The following is a 16773-nucleotide window of genomic DNA, read 5'->3' on the forward strand; positions in this document are numbered from 1 at the left end:
GGGTCCACGGCACGGGCGCCAGCGGCGGTCCGACCGCCGGTCGCTGGCCCGCGCGGGCGACAGCCGGCGCGTGATCGGCTCCGGTCGTGTCGATCCGGGCGGTGCCACCATGGCCGGTGCCGGTGCCGGTGCCGGTGCCGGTGCCGGTGCCGGCGGTGTCGGTCTCGGTCAGGTCGGCCGGAAGGACCCTGGTCGGTGTTGCCGGCAGGGCGCCGGGCACGGTCCTGGCCGGGGGTGCGGTCGTGACGTCCGGGTGGTCGGAGGGTTCGGGCTCGTCCGTGGCGAACGGTGCGTCGTCGGGGGTGAGCCGGTTGTCGGTGTAGGCGAACAGCACGGTTGGCCGGTCACCGGCGACCTCGTCGAAGGCGTCGATGAGCAGCGGAATGTCGTGCCCGCCGAGATCGCGCAGGCAGGCCAGAATCTCCTCGTCGGGCAGCGTGTCGAGCAGGCGGCTGATGCCCACCCCGGCGGCGCCCGGGCCGGCCAGCCGGCGGCGCAGCTCGGTTCCCCGGGTGTGCAGCAGCTCCTGGTACTGCGCCGGGGTGAGCTGGTCGAGTCGGGCCATCAGCGCGGGGCCGCCGGGGGCTCGCGACAGTGCGCCAAGCCGTCGCCCGTGCCGGACGGTGAGCACCTGCCAGCCGGCCGCCTCGAACATCCGGGCGGCCCGTCCCGGCCCGCCGACGCCGCCGGCGTCCCGGCCGCCACCGACCGTGTCATTCGACCCGGCCATGCCGTTCGAGCCGCTCGCGCCGTTCACCCCGGGCTGCCAGCCGTCCGACATGCCGGTGCCGGAGACCAGCACCACCCAGAACAGCTCGCCCAGGTGCGCAACCCGCTCGTCGGTGATCGACTCCCAGACGGACGGATCCCGCAGCTCGGTGAAATCGATCAGGCAGATCTGCCGCCCACCGGGGGTCAGATCGAACCGGTTGCCGGCGAAGCGGTGCGCGAGCGCCGCCCAGACCGTCCCGCTGGGCCCGACGTTGCCGGCACCGAGCCGGCGCAGCGGACGTCCCTGGCCGGCGATCGCCCCCGCCTCCCAGGGCGGCGCCGGTGTGACCTCGCCCGGCAGCGGCAGCGGCAGCGGCAGCGCCTGCGTCTCACCGAGTGCCTCGTGCACGGCGAGCAGCAGCGGGGCGGTGTGCGGGGTGACGCTGACCCGGTCCTCGGCGCGCAGTGCGTCGAACCACAGCACGGTGGCGACGCTGGAGGCGGCGGCCACCGCGGCCCGGTCGCGACGAGCGTCGGCCGCCGAGCGCCGACCGGAACGCACCCCGGCCTCGATCAGGGCGGCGGCGCGGCTGCGGAGCCGGCCGTCCAGGGTGGCCAGGGCGGCCAGGTCAAGGATGCCGTCCGGCGGACCGGGAACGGGCGGGGGGGATCCGTCGTGTGAGGTAAGCGTCGGTGTCGCCATCTCGTCCTCGTTCTCACGGCTGGCTTCCAGGTCCGCGAAGCCGGTTGCCGAGCCCGCGGCGCCGGCTCCCGGATCGGCGCGGTCGGCGGCCGGGTCGGAGCCGCCGGGTCCCCGGAGTGGGTCGGGGGCGACCGGCTGGGCGGGCTGGGCGGGCTGGGCGGGGTCGGGTGCCGGCGCGGGCGGGCCGCCGTCGGCGGCAAGGGTCAGCTCCGGATAGGCGTGCGCCGCCTCGAACCCTCGAGGTTCTGGTCTGCGAATGTTCGGCCTTCGTCCCACGGCGCCGCCCTCCCCATGTCCGGACGTGCGACGCAGGCCGGAGGTTGTCCCACCGAGGCCGTCCTACCGGAGGCCGTCCCGCCGGGATGCGGACAGCCGCGTCCACCGTGCGGTGTTACGCACCATTTCAGCATCCGCGGTGCGGCGCCGCACCGCCGGCCGGATCTCGCCGCGTCCCGGGCCGGGGCGTGGACGGTCCGGGTGCGGCCGGTCCGGCGGCTACTATCTCCGGTCATGGTCGAAAACGAGGGTCGCGTCGCGCTGGTAACGGGTGGTAACCGTGGCATCGGCGCTGCCTGCGCTGCCGCGCTCGCCGCGGCCGGCGAGCGGGTTGCCGTGGCCAGCCGGGGTGGCTCGGCGCCCGAGGGGATGCTCGGCGTCACGATGGACGTCGCCGATGCCGACAGCGTCGACAAGGCCTTCGGCAAGATCGAGGCCGAGCTCGGGCCGGTGGAGATCGTGGTGTCCAACGCCGGCATCGTGCGGGACACGCTGCTCGCCACGATGAGCGAGGACGCGTTCCGCGACGTGGTCGACACCAACCTGGCCGGCGCCTACCGGGTCGCCAAGCGGGCCGCCCGGCCGATGATGCGGCTGCGCCGCGGGCGGCTGATCTTCATCTCGTCCGTCGTCGCGTCGATCGGTGGGCCGGGGCAGGCCAACTACGCGGCGTCCAAGGCCGGTCTCATCGGCTTCGCCCGCTCGCTCGCCCGGGAGCTCGCCCCGCGCAACATCACCGCCAACGTCGTCGCGCCCGGTCCGATCCGCACCGACATGACGGACGCCCTGACCGAAGCCCAGCGCGAGGCGCTGACCGCGGCGGTCCCCGGCCGGCGGATGGGCGAGCCGGACGACGTCGCCGCCCTGGTGGCCTTCCTCGCCTCCCCGGCCGCCGCCTACATCAACGGCGCGGTGATCCCGGTCGACGGCGGCCTGAGCATGGGCCACTGACCTCATCGACGTCCACCCCTGCGGCGACCCGTCTGGGCTCACGCCGTCGCCGAACCCGGTTCTGATCGTCCCTGGCGTGACATCGGTCGGTGTGCGCACCCGTCCGGGCCGTCGGTGGATGTGTGAGCGGGTGCGTTGCGGCGCGGGCCGATATCGTGGGGGTGCAGGCCCGGCGCAGCCACGAGGAAGTGGGTCCGATGAGCGTGATTCGGGTGGAACCACGCGGTGGCCGTGATTTCGACGTGACGGTCGCGGAGGAGACCCCGCCCGGGGTGAGCGGGTTGTCGTTCACCTACCAGGTGCGGGTCGACGATGAGGTGCTCGCCGCTACCGGCACCGCCCCTGACGACGAACCGGCGCAGCTGGCGCTCGTGCGGGTGTCGTTCGAGTACCTGCTCGCCCGGGAGCCGGCGGGATCGATCCTGCCGGCGTTCGACCTGTCGGCCATCGGCGGGTACTTCCCGACCTATCTCGCCGACCTGGCCGATCGTGTGCCGCGATGACTCCGCGGGTGACTGACCCGACCGCCACCGCCGGCCCCGCGGCCACCGCCGGCCCCGCGACCACGGCCGGCCCCGCGACCACCGCCGGCGAGTTCGACGCGTTACTGGTGGTCTCCTTCGGTGGCCCCGAAGGCCCGGCGGACGTCTGGCCGTTCCTGCGCAACGTGACGGCCGGGCGCAACGTGCCCGAGGAGCGTCTCGCCGTCGTCGCCGAGCAGTATCGGATGTTCGGCGGTCGCAGTCCGCTCAACGACCAGAACCGGGCCCTGGTCGCGGCGCTGCGCGAGCAGCTGCCGGGCCTGCCGGTCTACTGGGGCAACCGCAACTGGGCGCCCTATCTCACCGACACCGTCGCCGAGCTGGCCGCCGCCGGGGTGCGGCGGGCCGCCTGCTTCGTGACCTCGGCGTTTCCGTCCTATTCGGGCTGCCGGCAGTACCGGGAGGACCTCGCTGGCGCGCTCGCGGCCCTGCCGGCCGGGGTGGCGGCCCCGGAGCTGGTGCCGCTGCGGATGTTCTTCGACCATCCCGGGTTCGTCGAGCCGATGATCGACCACAGCCTCGCGGCGCTCGCGGCCCTGCCGGCCGGCGTCCGCGCCGACGCCCCGCTGCTGTTCACGGCGCACTCGCTGCCGCTGGCCCAGGCCAGGGCCAGCGGCCCGCACGGCCATGCCTATCCTCGCCAGCTGCGCACGGTCGCGGAGCTCGTCACCGCGGGCATCGAGCGGCACACGGGAATCCGCCACCAGCTGGAGGTCGTCTACTGCAGCCGCAGCGGCCCGCCCTCGGTGCCCTGGCTCGAACCCGACGTCGGTGACCGGCTGGTCGAGCTCGCCGGGCAGGGCGCGGCAGGCGCTGTCATGGTGCCGCTCGGGTTCGTCAGTGACCACATGGAGGTCATCCACGACCTGGATGTCGTCGCTGCCAGCCGGGCCCGCGCCTGTGGCCTGGCCGTGACCAGGGCGAGTACCGTGGGTACGGAGCCGCGGTTCGTTGCGATGGTGGGCGAGCTGCTGGCGGAACGGACGGATCCGCGCGCGCCACAGCGTGCACTGAGCGCGTTTGGCCCCTGGCCAGATGTGTGCCCCGCTGGTTGCTGTCAACCCACGTCCCGCACCCGCCCGGGAGCGAGTGGCGACGAACAGGTTGGCGAGCGACCGGAACCGGTGATACTGATCGGTGACGACGCAACCAGTCCGGCTCGGCCGGCCGGCTCCACGCGGCCCGCGCGCACCGGGCGAGGACAGGGACAACAGTAACGGAGCGATCGGAGATATGCAGCGTTACGTGTTTGAATCCCCGGAGCGGTTCGTGGTGGGAACGGTGGGGCAGCCCGGTGACCGCAACTTCTTTCTCCAGGCCGCCGGCCGCGGCCAGGTTGTCACCGTCGGCCTGGAGAAGACCGAGGTCACGGCGCTCGCTGACGGGCTGAACACGCTGCTCGGTCAGGTTGGTCAGACCCAGGGCATCTCCCTGCCCGCCGCCGCCGACGTCGAGATAGACCTGGCCCCGCTCGACGCCCCGTTCCAGGAGGACTTCCACCTCGGCCAGCTCACCGTCTCCTGGGACGGTCACCGCGTGTTCGTCGAGGCCGCGGGGCTGTCCGCCGGCGAGCCCCGACTGCCCGAAAGCGAGGACGAACTCGACTCGCTGCGGGTCGGGCTCTCGATTCGCCAGGCGCGTGCCTTCATCGAACGGGCCCGCACGGTCGTCGCCGCCGGCCGCCCACCGTGTGTCCTGTGCGGTCGCCCCGACGACCCCGGCGGCCATTTCTGCCCCCGCCTCAACTGACCGTGCCGGTGGCTTCGGGGCGCTGACCGTCAGCGCGGCGGGCGGACGGCGGCGTAGCTGGGGTCGAACGCCTCGTAGGCCGCCTCGTAGGCGCGACGCACGGCGGCGGACAGCGAGCGCAACGCGGCCGTGCGCCGCGAGATCTCGCTGGCGGTGACGGCGGCACCGTCGTCGCGGGCCGCCAGATCCAGCAGGGCGGACAGCCGCTCCGCCCGGGCCAGCAGGGCATGGGCGGCCGGCGGATGGCCGGGGCCGAGGCCCGGGCCGGGCTCCTCCTCGCCGCGGTCGCGCAGCAGCGCGAGGACCTCGGGGCGGGCACTGGCGATGTCGAGGTGCAGCAGGGCCGCCGTCGTCATCCGGATCGCGTCGGAGAGCTCGTGTTCGGCTGCACGCAGCCCCGCGCTCGGCGGTGGGATCCGCCCGGCGGACAGCACCCGCCAGTGCACCGACTCCAGCCGGCCCTCCACCGCCGGGCCGTGGACGACCACGCCGGGCACCAGCACCAGCGGTGGGTTCGGCCCGAGGACGAGGACGGCCTCGCCGGCGGTGATCGCGTCCCGGTTGACCTCGGGCGGGCCGGGCAGACCGGTGGCGTCCCCGGGCACGGGCAGGACGAGGCGCAACCGTTCGGCACCGGCCGCCCGCAGCGCGCCGAGACCGAGCACCAGCGGCTCGTCGCCGAGGGTGTGCGGGGCCGCCTCGCCACCGAGTGCGCAGTGCACCTGGGTGATCACATCGTCCAGTCCGACCAGCCCGGCAAGCCACGCGTTGCCCCAGCCGGTGAGGACGCCGGACCGGGGCGAGGCTGACAGGGCGGGAAGCACAGGCACTACGGTAGGCAATCGTGGGCCGCTCAGGCGCGCCGAGGGTGGCTCCGGGCCAGATTTTCGTGTCGGAGTGCCTCCCACGGCCCGATCAGCCCATTACCAACCGGTTTCACCGACGATTGTCCGGCTGTCCGCTCGGTCTCCGCCCGGCCGGGCGGAGCGTGCTCCGTGGCACGTTGCCCGGCGGCCAGGCAACGCCCGACCAGCCAGGGCATTCCGACCTGCACCAGCCACAATCCGTGCCGCAGCGCGCCGGGTGCGGCGGGCACCGCCGCCGCGGAGGTGACCGTGGCGGCACCGTCGGCCGCGTCGGTGGCGACAACGGCAGCGTGACCGCGTGTTTCGCGGCCCGTCCCGGGGCGGGGTACCCCGCTCGGAGCCACCCCGGCCTGCGCGAGCCGGTGCGCGAACGCCTGGGCGATGAGCTGGTGCCCATACGGGCCAGGATGCACCCGGTCGACGTCGAAGGTGGACCGGCGGCGCACCGCCGGATGCTGGCCGAGGTCGACGACGAACACCCCCGGATCGTGCCGGGCGGTGGCCCACACCGCCGCGTTGAGCTGCTCGACCCGTTCGGCGAGCAGGCGACCCAACGGTGCGGGCAGCCGCAGCAGCCGACCCGGATCGGGCATCGTCGCGGTCAGCACCGCAGCCCCCTGCGCGCGCAGGCGGCTGACCGTCCAGACCAGGTCCTGGCGCAGCCGCAGCGGATCGAACCCGGGCTTGAGCACGTCGTTCATGCCCGCGACGACGGTCGCCAGCTGCGGTGTGCGTTCCAGTGCGACCGGTAGCTGGCGCAGCCGGACGTCCCTGGCGGTGGCGCCGGTGGTGGCCAGGTTGGTGTAGTCGATGGTGCCCGCTGGGCCGAGCAGCTCGGCGAACCGGGCGGCGAAGCCGCGGGGTGGGCTGGCCCCGCGATGTTCCCGGCCCATCGTCACCCCGTCCCCGAGCCCGACGGTGATGCTGTCGCCCAGCGCGACGAACCGCGCGGTTGTCGCGGTGCGGTCCACTGGCCGGCCCTCAGGCTGCCAGCGGCGGTGCGGGCGGTGCGGGCGGTGCGGGCGGTGCGGGCGGTGCGGGGGGTGCCGGCGGTGCGGGCGGAGCGGTTGGGAGAGCGGGCGCACGGTCACTGTGCACGGGGTGGACGGCGGCGGCCAACCCGGTCGCCGTCGGGTCGGTGTGGGTCTCGGTCCCGGTGTGACAGGCGAGGAACCCGGCGATCGTCGCCGCCCAGGTGAACTGCTCCGCCCGGGCCCGGGCCGCGACCTGCCGGGCCGGGCCCACCGGTGTGAGCAGGTCACAGACGGCGTCGGCGAAGGTGAAGCCGCTGCCGGCGGCGACCAGACCGACCCCGGGTACCACCAGTTCGGCCACCGCACTGGCGTGGTGCGCCACGATCGGGGTACCGCTGGCCAGCGCCTCGAGGGCGGCCAGGCCGAACGTCTCGACCGGTCCCGGGGCCAGCGCCACGTCGGCGCTGGCCAGCAGGCCGGCCAGCCGGGAACGATCGGCCACGAAACCGAGAAACGTCACCGGCAGGCCCGCGGCACGCCGTTCCAGGCGGGTGCGTGCCGACCCCTCGCCGGCGATCACCAGCCGCACCGGCACCCGGCGGCGTACCAGTTCGGCAACCGTGTCGAGGGCGAGATCGACCCGCTTCTCCGGCGACAGCCGACTCGCCACCACCAGCAGCGCCTCCTGGTCGCGGGCGAACGCACGGCGCAGCGTCCGGTCACAGCGGTCCGGATGGAACGCGTCCAGCTCGACCCCGAGCGGGATGTGGCGCAGGTTCGGCGTGTTGATCCGGACAAATTCGGCCGCCGCCCACGCGGTCGTCGTCACCACCGCGTCGAAGCCCGCGGCGAGCGCCGTGTTCGCCCGGTCCGCCGTCGCCGTCGTCGGCAGTATGCCGCGCAGCGACCGGGGGGTCCACGTGCCCAGCAGCCGGTCGAGCCGTTCGTGGCTGACCACCAGCGAGGGCACCCCGCGCCGGCGGCCCCAGCGGCCGAGCCCGGCGAGCGTCGCCCGGTCGTGCACCTCGAGCCGGTCGGGCGCCTCCGCCTCGAGCAGCGCGGCTACCCGCCAGGGCTGGCTGATCACCCGGTAGCCGGTCGAGCCGAGCCTGGGCGCCCTCACCCGCACCACCCGCGCATACGGATGCTCCTCGACCCCGTCCCGCTCGCCGGGCAGGATCTGGACGACCTCGTGCCCGGCCGCGGTGTATCCCGCCGCGAGCTGACGCAGGGTCGTCCGGATACCGCCGGACGTGGGCGCGACGAAGTTCGCCGCCTGCACGATCCGCACGCCGACCACCTCTTCTCCTCCGCACGTCCGGCCCAGCCCGGACGGGTCCCGTCCGTCCGGTGCGGCCCACGTGCCCCAGCTTCTGTGCTGCTGTTGCCGTCCGTTCAGCCGTCTGCTCCGCCGTCCGCCGTCCGCCGTCCGCCGTCCGCCGGCCGTCCGGTCGGCTGCCGGCTCAGACCAGGACGTCGCGGTAGTGGCCGAGCAGCTCGTCACCGATCGCGCCCCACCCGCAGCCGGCGACCGACTCCTGCGCGGCCAGCGCCATCGCCGTGCGCCGCCCGGGATCCCCGGCGAGCACCGCCACCTGGGCGCGCAACGCCGCCGCGTCCCCGGGGGTGTAGTGCAGGCCGGTCCGGCCGTGCTCGACGACGTCCAACAGCCCGCCGGCGGCCGGCGCGACCACGGGCACCCCGCTGGCCTTCGCCTCCTGCGCCGCCTGGCAGAATGTCTCGTGCATGCCCGTGTGGACGAACACGTCGAGGCTTGCCACCGCCGCCGACAGTGCGCTTCCGCTGCGGAATCCCAGAAACGCCGCGTTCGGCAGCTGCCGTTCCAACGCCGGCCGCGACGGCCCGGCGCCGACGACGACCAGCCGGATGCCGGGCAGATCCGCGACCGACGCGAGCAGATCCACCCGCTTCTCCCGGGCAAGCCGGCCGACGTAGCCGACGAGCAGCTCGCCGTTCGGCGCCAGCTCACCGCGCAGCTGCTCGTCGCGGTGTCGCGGGTCGAACCGCTCCAGATCCACCCCGCGACTCCAGCGGGCCACCCGCTGCACCCCCTGGCGCAGCAACGCGTCCACCGCGTCCCAGGACGGGGCGAGGGTCCGCGCCGCATGCCGGTGCACGGTGGCGATCCAGTGCCAGATAGAGCGCTCGGCGGCCCGCAGTCCGTAACGGGCGGCGAAGGCGGCGATATCGGTCTGGTAGACGGCCACGCTGGGCACCCCGAGCCGACGGGCGGCAAGGACCGCCTGCGCGCCCAGGCCCGCGGGCGCCGCCACATGGACGATGTCCGGGTCGAACTCGCGCAGCGCCGCCGGCAGCGCCGGCCACGGCACGGCGAACCGGAACGCCGGGTAGCCCGGCAGCGGTGCGGACGGCGCCCACAGCACCGGCGCTCCCGCATGCGAGTGTGCCGCCGTCCGCCGCTGGGCCGGTGCGGGAGCCGGCGCGATCACCATCGCCTCATGACCCTGGTCACGCAGATGTTCGAGCACTCGGCACACCGTGTTCGTCACCCCGTCGACGTGCGGGAGAAACGACTCGGTGATCACGGCTACGCGCACACGAGCACCGTGACAGCGCCCGACGCTGTTCCGCGGACGCCCAGCCGACCGCCACATGAACGCTTCGGCACAGCTTGGTGCCCAGGCCCGAGGGAGTTCGTCCAGCCCTCTGCCCTGACCCGCGGGGCCGAGAAGCGGCGGCCCAGCCCGGACGACCACATCGCCGAGGAGTTCGACGCCAGGGCCGATCCTGTCGAGGCCTGGCGACGGAGCTTCGTGCCGGCTTCGACGGCCGCTGGTGTTCCGTCAGCCCGGCCCTGCCCCGAGGGGCGTGGCGCGTCCCACCCGGGCATGGTTCTCCCGTGCGGCCGGCAGAGAGGATATTGGATCGGGACGCGGCTGCCGGGATCGCGCCCAGGGGCGGCAGCGGGGCAACGCATCGGGTGCGGTGATCGTCGGGTGCGGTGAGCATCAGGCGCGGGGACAGATGGCGCAGGGACAGGCGTCGACGGGCGGACGAAGGCGGCGAGGTGCGCAGGTGAGGTTCAGACCGGAGCAGTCGGTGCTCATCACGTCTGCCGGACGGTCACGGCAGTGGGAGATCCACCGCCGTGAGCTGCGCTATCTGGCGTCGATGGGCTTTCGGGTGGTGTGCTTCCTGCTCGCCGTCCTGGTGTTCCACGGCTGGTTGCGTTACCTGCTGGTCGGTGTCGCCGTCGTGCTGCCATGGGTCGCGGTGGTCGTGGCCAACGGTGGGCCGGCGCCTGAACGTGGCACACCGGTGACCTTTGACCCGGCGCGGGCGGCGCAGGAGGTGCCGACGGCGATCGAGGCGTCCACCCATCAGGTCGTCGACAGCGACGGCTGGGTGGACGAGTCCGGCTGGGTGCACGCCGGCCCGCCCGGTGGCAGCACCGCCCACGGATCGCCGACCGGCGCGACCGACCGCACTGGGACGGGCACGACCGGTGCCACTGATGCCGGTAGCGGTGCTGGTGCTGGTGCCGCCGCGGGCCCGACAGGCGGCACGGGAGCGCGTCAGGGCAGGTCGTGAGCGCCGGTGCGGTGAGCGGGGTCGTCAGCTTCACCACGGACTACGGGCTGGCCGACGGGTTCGTCGCCGCCTGCCACGGAGTGATCCTGCGCGCGGTTCCGGCAGCGCGGATCATCGATGTCACCCACCTGGTGCCAGCCGGGGACATCCGGCGGGCCGCGGCAGTGCTGGCCCAGACGGTCCCTGCCCTGCCGGTGGCGGCGGTGCATCTTGGCGTCGTCGACCCGGGCGTGGGCACAGCGCGCCGGGCACTGGTGCTACGGGCGGTGCACGGGTGGCTCGTCGGGCCGGACAACGGGCTGCTGATCGCGGCTGCCGACCGGCTCGGCGGGATCGACGCCGCGGTGGCTCTGCCGGTCCCGCCCGGGACGCCCGCGACCTTCCACGGTCGGGACGTCTTCGCTCCCGCGACCGCCGCGCTGCTGGCCGGACGGGACCTTGCCGAGCTCGGCGAGCCGTGCGACCCTGCCACGCTCGTCCGGCTCCCATCCCCGCACGTCCGGCTGGGACCGGACGGCGGACTCGAAGCCGAGGTCGTGCAGGTCGACGTGTTCGGCAACGTCCAGCTTGCCGCCACCGGCCAGCAGCTTGGCGACACGGGACTTGTTCCGGGTGCCCACGCCCGGCTGCGACGCCTGCCCGTCGACCAGTCCCGGTCGGACGTCGCCTGGGCGGCCGCGGTGGTGACGACCTTCGGTTCCGTCCCGCCGGGAGCGCTGCTGGTGTACGTGGACGCTGCGGGGATGGCGGCTGTCGCCGTCCGGGACGCCCATGCGGCGAGCCGACTGGCGCTCGCCCCCGGCGACCGCCTCACCCTGAGCCCGGTGACCCGGTGACCCGGTGAGTCCGCTGGCCTAGCGCTGCCAGCTCGGGCCCGGGTCGGGGGCGTCGTCGCGCAGGACCGTGGCCTCGATCAGGCCGTACGGACGGTCCGGCACCTGGTAGATGATGTCCGGATTGTCCAGGCCGAAGGGGGTGAGGTCGACCAGGAAATGGTGCTTGTTCGGCATTGAGATGCGTATTTCGGCCACCTCCTCGACGGCGTTCAGGACGGCCTCACCCATCCGGTACAGGGTCTGCTGCAGGGCGAGACTGTGTACCCGGGCGAAGGTGGTCACCAGCGCGTCGCGCACCCGGTCGTAACGAGGGCCGAAATCGAGGTCGCTGGCCACATAGCGCCAGTGTGCGGTCACCTCGGTGGCAAGAATGCGATCGGTCGTCTCGGCGAGCGTGGTGTACCGGTCACGGGCGAATCCGTGGAACTCCGAGCCGGTTGACTTCAGGACGACCAGACCGGCGAGGCCGGAAACGACATGGGACGACGGCCCGTCGATCGTGACCACCGTGGTCCGCCGCTCGCCGCCGGAGCGGCTGAATGCATGATCGTGCGGGGCGCCGTCCACGACAATGCGATCCCAGCGATACTGCTCGATCTCGACGCGGGCCCCCTGGATCCACCCGAAGGCGTCGACGAAGTGCCGTCCCAGCCGTAGGGAGAAATCCTCGATCTGCCCGATCCCGTGCTCTCGGGCGAACGCGTACACCGTGTTCTTCTGCGCGTCGGTGGTGAGAACGTGGGAGTTGTCGCCAACCAGATGTGCGGCGTCGAAGTCGCCGCGCAGCGCCGTCGAGACGTTCAGATCGGTGATGCGGTGCACGGCAGGGGAACGATCGACCCGCACGAGTCGTACCTCTGCCTTTCCGAACTGGTTCGGTCCGAGCACGATCGCCATCTGATCTCCCTCGTCTCGCCCCGGTCGCCCCGGTCGCCCCGGTGCGGCGGTTCATCCGGTCACCGCACCCGTGCGCCGGCCCGGACCACGCTCCGGGCCGGCGATCGCCACCATCCTCGCCGACCGCGGGTTCCCCGACCGCGGACCCTCCGACCGCGGGCTCCCGGGTGGTCGCCGTCACGTGTCGCGTCCGGGCCTGGATGGACGTCCGGTGCGCAATTTTCCGGCGATAATCCCGCCGAACCGACACCGTTTCCGGGTTGGACCGGTGACCGTCGAAACGGACGGCGGACGATCGTGCGGTGGTTGCGCGCGACACCGCCCGATGGTGATGGGTTGTGCCTTGCGTGACGTGTGATGTGTGTGGGTCGGTGCATTCGGGCAGTCCAGGAATTGATGTACCCGAAGGCAACTTTGCACGGTCTCCGTGCGTCGGAAGGGGGGAAGGGGGAGGGGCTTGTGGGGAATACCCGGAGAGGACTACCCTCCGTATTTATTCACCCTACGGTGAGTGATTGTCGCGGAGATGACGTACAGGGTTTCGTGATCGACGGGCCGGGGCGGCGACCCCTGGGTACGGTTCAAAGCAAGGTTTCCGTCCGGCGGTGGCGCCGGCCGTGTACTTCGGAAGAGGGCGTTGAATGTCTCGCTCGGTAATTGAGCCCTCACGCGTGCCCCGGGGATGGTGGGTGCTTCCCGGGCGCCGGCGGGCAGCCGTGCACGAGGCCCCCACATCCGTCACGGTCGCCACCTCGGGTGGGGCTGCCATGGCCGGTTCGACCGCCGTGGTGGCGGTTCCGGCCCGTCGCCCGCATCGGGCGCGGCGGCGCTTTGGTGCGGCATGCGGGCTGGTGACGGCGCTGGGGCTGGCCGCCTGTTCGTCGGGGGGCGGCTCGTCCACGCCGGCCGGGGTCGCCGCGTCGCCGCCTCCGGTGGCCCACGTCACGGTGACTCCTGGTGATGGCGCCTCGGGCATCGCCGTCGCCGATCATGTCGTGGTGCGGGCCAATGCCCCCCTCGCGCAGGTCAGCGTGAACCGGCAGGCCAGCGCCACCGAGAAGACCGACGCGGGTGCGGTGCTCGGCGAGTTCTCGGCCGACCGCAGGACCTGGACGTCCAACCAGGGGCTGTTCGCGGCGTCCCGCTACGACATCGCCGCCAGCACCAGCGCGGCAATCGGCATCACCGGCACCACCTCGGTCCACTCGAGCTTCGAGACCGGCACGCCGGAGCGGGCGATGCGGGTCTCCTGGGAGCCGGTCGCCGGGCAGACGGTCGGTGTCGGCGCGCCGATCAGCCTGACCTTCAACGCGCCGGTGACCGATCGGGCCGCCGTCCAGTCGCGGCTGGCGGTGCGGGCGAACCCGCCGACGCTCGGTGCCTGGCACTGGGTCACCAACCGCCTGGTGGTGTGGCGTCCGCAGCAGTACTGGACGCCCGGCACGCAGGTGCACGTCGAGGCCAACCTCGCCGGCATGGACGTCGGTGGTGACCGCTTCGGCGTGAAGGACCGCGCCATGGACTTCGTGATCGGCTCGGCGCTGATCTCCAAGGTCGACGCCGCCACCCACATCATGAAGGTCTTCCGCAACGGCGCCCTGCTGCGCACCATGCCGGTCAGCCTCGGCAAGCCGAGCACGCCGTCGATGGACGGTCCGCACAACGTCCTGGGCAAGTCCCCCGAGGTCATCATGGACTCCGCGACAGTCGGCGTCCCCAAGGGCAATCCGGACTACTACTACGAAAAGGTCCAGTGGGCGGTGAACTACACCAGCGGTGGCCAGTACGTGCACTCGGCGCCGTGGTCCGTTCCCAGCCAGGGGCGCGACAACGTCTCCCACGGCTGCATCAACGCCTCCCCGGCTGACGCCGAATGGTTCTACAACCTCAGCCATCTCGGGGACATCGTCGACATCTCCAACACCGGCCGTCCGGCCGACACCAGCCAGCTGGGCAACTACTGGTCGGTCTCCTGGAACGCGTGGAAGGCGGCCAGCGCGCTACCGGTCTCCGACCAGCCCGAGACCACCGCCAGCCCGTCCGTCCCAGCGACAGCGCCGGCCCCGGCCGGTGGTGGCCTCGCCCCGGCCACCACGCCAAGCCCCGCCGCTCTCGCCGCGGGCGGTGCCTGACCGTTCGTCCGGGTCCGTTCATCTGTGTCGGGGTGGCGATGGCCCGCGCCACCCCGACACAGGTGACGAATGCGCCACATGTCGGCGAATTTCCCTCGGGTCGTCCCATGGGACGGCCCGTGACGGCGTGGGTCGGCTCATGCTGTTGAGTGGAACCATGACGACTGCGCGCCCGAGATCCGGCGGGTATGCGCCGGGCGCCGGGAGACCGGCCCGGGCGCGGTGGCGGTCGGCGGGGGCGGGGCGGGCACCGCGGTGCACGCCCTGATCGCGAACAGTGGGCGACGTTCGAGAGGTGTGCTGTGAGGCGCTTGCGCAACCAGACCACGGGTCTGCCGGTCTGGTGGGTCGAGGTGCTGATGCTGGCCGTGCTGTACTACTCGTACACCGGCACGCGATCCGTCGCCGACGCCTCCGCGGCAGACGCCATCCGGCTTGGCCATGACCTGCTGCGGTTCGAGGCCTGGCTGCACATCGACATCGAGCTGTCGCTCAACCGCTGGCTGCAGCGCGTTCCGGTGGTGGCGGTGCTGTGCTGCTACTACTACGGGACGCTGCACTTCGTCGTCACCCCGAGCCTGCTGGTGTGGACGCATCGGCGCAACACCGCCAACTATTCACAGATCCGCTGGACGCTGGTCGTCACCACCCTGATCTCCCTGTGTGGCTTCTTCCTGTTCCCGACGGCGCCGCCACGCCTGCTCCCCGGCGAGCCGTTCACCGACACGATGGCCCACTTCGCCGGCTGGGGATGGTGGACCGGCACCGCCAGCGCCGCCCCGCAGGGCCTCGAGGGCATCACCAACCAGTTCGCGGCCCTGCCGTCCCTGCACTGTGCCTGGGCCCTGTGGTGCGGATTCCTGCTCTTGCGGTACGGCCGCCGCCGGATCACCCGCGTTCTCGGCGTCCTGTATCCCGCCGCCACGGTCTTCGTCGTGATGTCCACCGCGAACCACTACCTGCTGGACGCGGTCGCCGGCTGGATCGTCCTCGGCTTCTCCGCCGGCGTGGTCGCCCTCGTCTTCGCCCGCCGCCGAGCCCACCGCGCACCCCCCACCGCCCTGACCGACCCCAGCTCCACGGACGTCACCTCCGCGTCGGGTGCCACCGGCGTGTCAGGTGCCATCGGCGTGTCGGGTGCCACGGGAGCTCCGGGCGCCACCGCCGTGTCGGGTGCCACCGTCTCCGCGTCGGATGCCACGCAATCGTCGGCTGCTGCTCCACCCCCCGGATCCCTCCCCGTCATCGCCCAGCACTCTGACGGCGCCCGCGCCCACTGACCGACGGAGTCAGCCTCGGCTGGCCGCCCCCTTGGCCGGCGGGCCCGCTCCTTCGCCGCCGGAGCACCCGCGCCCGCCGCCGCTGGCGGCGGAGTGCCGCGGTGTGACGAGTGACCGTCGGGGAAGCAGAACGAAGTTCCTCGAGGTTTGTGTGATGACCTGACGTCCAGACGGACGTCGGATGTCGGACGTCGAGGCCGGCATCGCGTCAGGGCCTCGGGTGGGCCGGCGCCGAGGACTTGATCGCGTCTTGCCGAGGGTTAGTGAAGACTCAAGGCCCCGAATCCTTCACCAAGCCTCGGCAGGATCGGTGGCGGGCGGCTTCCTCGGCGATGTGGTCGTCCGGGGTAAGCCACCTTCGCGCCGTTCGAAGCGCAGGGTCGCCGGCGTTCGGCGCAGGTCGGGTGGGCGCGTGTGGTGCCTGGGTTCGGCTGCGGTGTGCGGGCTCGAGGGTGGTGTGGGCCGGTGGTGGTCACCCGACCGGGCAGGTTGTTTGCCCCGCCGTGTCCGGCCCGCAGACGATGTGCGATGGTTGTGCCTGATCCGGCCTGGCTCGATCCCGTCCTGGTTCGCCTGGCCGATCCCGCACCGTCTGGACCTCGCACCGTCTGAACCCGGCACCAGTCAACAACCGGCACCAGTCAACAACCGGCGCCGCCCACCATCGCCACCAGTCGACAACCGGCGCTGCCCACAGCTGGCGCCGTCCGAACCGGCACTGCCTGACCCGCGCCGCACGAACCCGTATCGCCTCACCCCGCCTGGCCTGACCGCACGTGGCCTGACGCCATGTGGTCCGATCTGCACGGAGTCTGCTCGATGACCCAGTCTCTGGCCGCGCGCATGAACCGTCCCCGGCCGGTCGCCTTCGCCGTGTCGCTGTTGTTGGCGTGGCTGCTTCTTGCCCTGATTGCGTTCGCCCTGCGTCGCGGACCAATCCAGGATGATCTGGCTACCCGGGCGAGTGCGGCGGTCCGGGCGGTCGGCGGAGTGCACGCGCAGGTGCACATCGAAGGGCGGGAGGCGGTGGTGACCGGGCGCTTCCCGAGCGCCGCCGCCGCCGAGCAGGCGCGGGCGTCGGCTGCGGTCTCTGGTACCACCTCGGCCCGGCTCGGCGACGACGTGGTGATCGTCACCGAACCGGCCCGGCCGCTGGTGCTTGCGGTATCGGGTGGGGTGCTGTCGGTCACCGCGACCGTGGCGGACCGGGACAGCCGCGACGCCCTGCTGGCCGCTGTCGCTGATGCGGCCGGGCCGGCCACAGCGGCCGGCCCGGCCAAGGC

The 16773-nt window shown here is 73.0% G+C and carries 13 protein-coding genes and 2 pseudogenes; 9 read left to right on the forward strand and 6 right to left on the reverse strand.

What is annotated here, in order from left to right; genetic code table 11:
- Nucleotides 1-1690: pseudogene (locus ND747_RS12565) on the reverse strand (pyruvate dehydrogenase); the annotation flags it as partial.
- A gap of 234 nt (nt 1691-1924) precedes the next feature.
- On the opposite strand from ND747_RS12565, the gene fabG reads away from it, so the two are divergent.
- The 4 genes from fabG (at nt 1925) to ND747_RS12585 (ending at nt 4932) form a co-directional block, all read left to right on the forward strand.
- Nucleotides 1925-2641, forward strand: a complete 717-nt coding sequence (fabG, locus tag ND747_RS12570) for a 3-oxoacyl-ACP reductase FabG (RefSeq protein WP_251733713.1) — start codon at nt 1925-1927, stop codon at nt 2639-2641.
- Between the two features lie 197 nt (nt 2642-2838).
- A complete protein-coding gene (locus ND747_RS12575; protein WP_251733714.1) occupies nt 2839-3144 on the forward strand; it encodes a hypothetical protein in 306 nt (101 codons plus the stop codon).
- Between the two features lie 104 nt (nt 3145-3248).
- Complete coding sequence (locus ND747_RS12580; protein ID WP_251733723.1) at nt 3249-4400, forward strand: ferrochelatase; 1152 nt, start codon at nt 3249-3251, stop codon at nt 4398-4400.
- A 16-nt stretch (nt 4401-4416) separates the two neighbouring features.
- Complete coding sequence (locus ND747_RS12585) at nt 4417-4932, forward strand: DUF3090 domain-containing protein (RefSeq protein ID WP_285900413.1); 516 nt, start codon at nt 4417-4419, stop codon at nt 4930-4932.
- A 29-nt stretch (nt 4933-4961) separates the two neighbouring features.
- On the opposite strand, the gene ND747_RS12590 is transcribed toward ND747_RS12585, so the two are convergent.
- From ND747_RS12590 to ND747_RS12605, 4 genes are all read right to left on the reverse strand, one after another.
- Complete coding sequence (locus ND747_RS12590; protein ID WP_251733724.1) at nt 4962-5756, reverse strand: hypothetical protein; 795 nt, start codon at nt 5754-5756, stop codon at nt 4962-4964.
- 29 nt (nt 5757-5785) lie between these two features.
- Nucleotides 5786-6769: an SGNH/GDSL hydrolase family protein gene (locus tag ND747_RS12595; RefSeq protein ID WP_251733716.1), complete on the reverse strand. Its 984-nt coding sequence runs from the start codon at nt 6767-6769 to the stop codon at nt 5786-5788.
- Nucleotides 6770-6779: 10 nt separating this feature from the next.
- Nucleotides 6780-8063 (reverse strand): glycosyltransferase, encoded by a 1284-nt coding sequence (locus tag ND747_RS12600; RefSeq protein ID WP_251733725.1) that lies wholly within the window; start codon nt 8061-8063, stop codon nt 6780-6782.
- A 172-nt stretch (nt 8064-8235) separates the two neighbouring features.
- The gene (locus ND747_RS12605) at nt 8236-9351 is read right to left on the reverse strand and encodes a glycosyltransferase family 1 protein (protein ID WP_251733717.1); all 1116 of its coding nucleotides are present in this window, start codon (nt 9349-9351) and stop codon (nt 8236-8238) included.
- Between the two features lie 478 nt (nt 9352-9829).
- On the opposite strand from ND747_RS12605, the gene ND747_RS12610 reads away from it, so the two are divergent.
- Nucleotides 9830-10345, forward strand: a complete 516-nt coding sequence (locus ND747_RS12610) for a DUF3099 domain-containing protein (RefSeq protein ID WP_251733718.1) — start codon at nt 9830-9832, stop codon at nt 10343-10345.
- On the forward strand, nt 10342-11181 hold the full coding sequence (locus tag ND747_RS12615; RefSeq protein ID WP_251733719.1) for an SAM-dependent chlorinase/fluorinase: 840 nt from the start codon (nt 10342-10344) through the stop codon (nt 11179-11181). The genes ND747_RS12610 and ND747_RS12615 overlap by 4 nt, the downstream gene beginning before the upstream one ends.
- A gap of 18 nt (nt 11182-11199) precedes the next feature.
- On the opposite strand, the gene pucL is transcribed toward ND747_RS12615, so the two are convergent.
- Nucleotides 11200-12078 carry a factor-independent urate hydroxylase gene (gene pucL / locus ND747_RS12620; protein ID WP_251733720.1) on the reverse strand — a complete coding sequence of 293 codons (879 nt, stop codon included), beginning with the start codon at nt 12076-12078 and terminating at the stop codon, nt 11200-11202.
- A gap of 689 nt (nt 12079-12767) precedes the next feature.
- Here pucL and ND747_RS12625 point away from each other — a divergent pair.
- The 3 genes and pseudogenes from ND747_RS12625 to ND747_RS12635 form a co-directional block, all read left to right on the forward strand.
- Complete coding sequence (locus ND747_RS12625) at nt 12768-14210, forward strand: Ig-like domain-containing protein (protein WP_251733721.1); 1443 nt, start codon at nt 12768-12770, stop codon at nt 14208-14210.
- Between the two features lie 302 nt (nt 14211-14512).
- Nucleotides 14513-15490 (forward strand): phosphatase PAP2 family protein, encoded by a 978-nt coding sequence (locus ND747_RS12630; protein WP_251733722.1) that lies wholly within the window; start codon nt 14513-14515, stop codon nt 15488-15490.
- Between the two features lie 819 nt (nt 15491-16309).
- Nucleotides 16310-16773 (forward strand): annotated as a pseudogene (locus ND747_RS12635) (OmpA family protein); the annotation flags it as partial.

Source organism: Frankia sp. R82, assembly GCF_023716925.1.
In the GTDB taxonomy this organism is placed as follows: Bacteria; Actinomycetota; Actinomycetes; order Frankiales; family Frankiaceae; genus Frankia.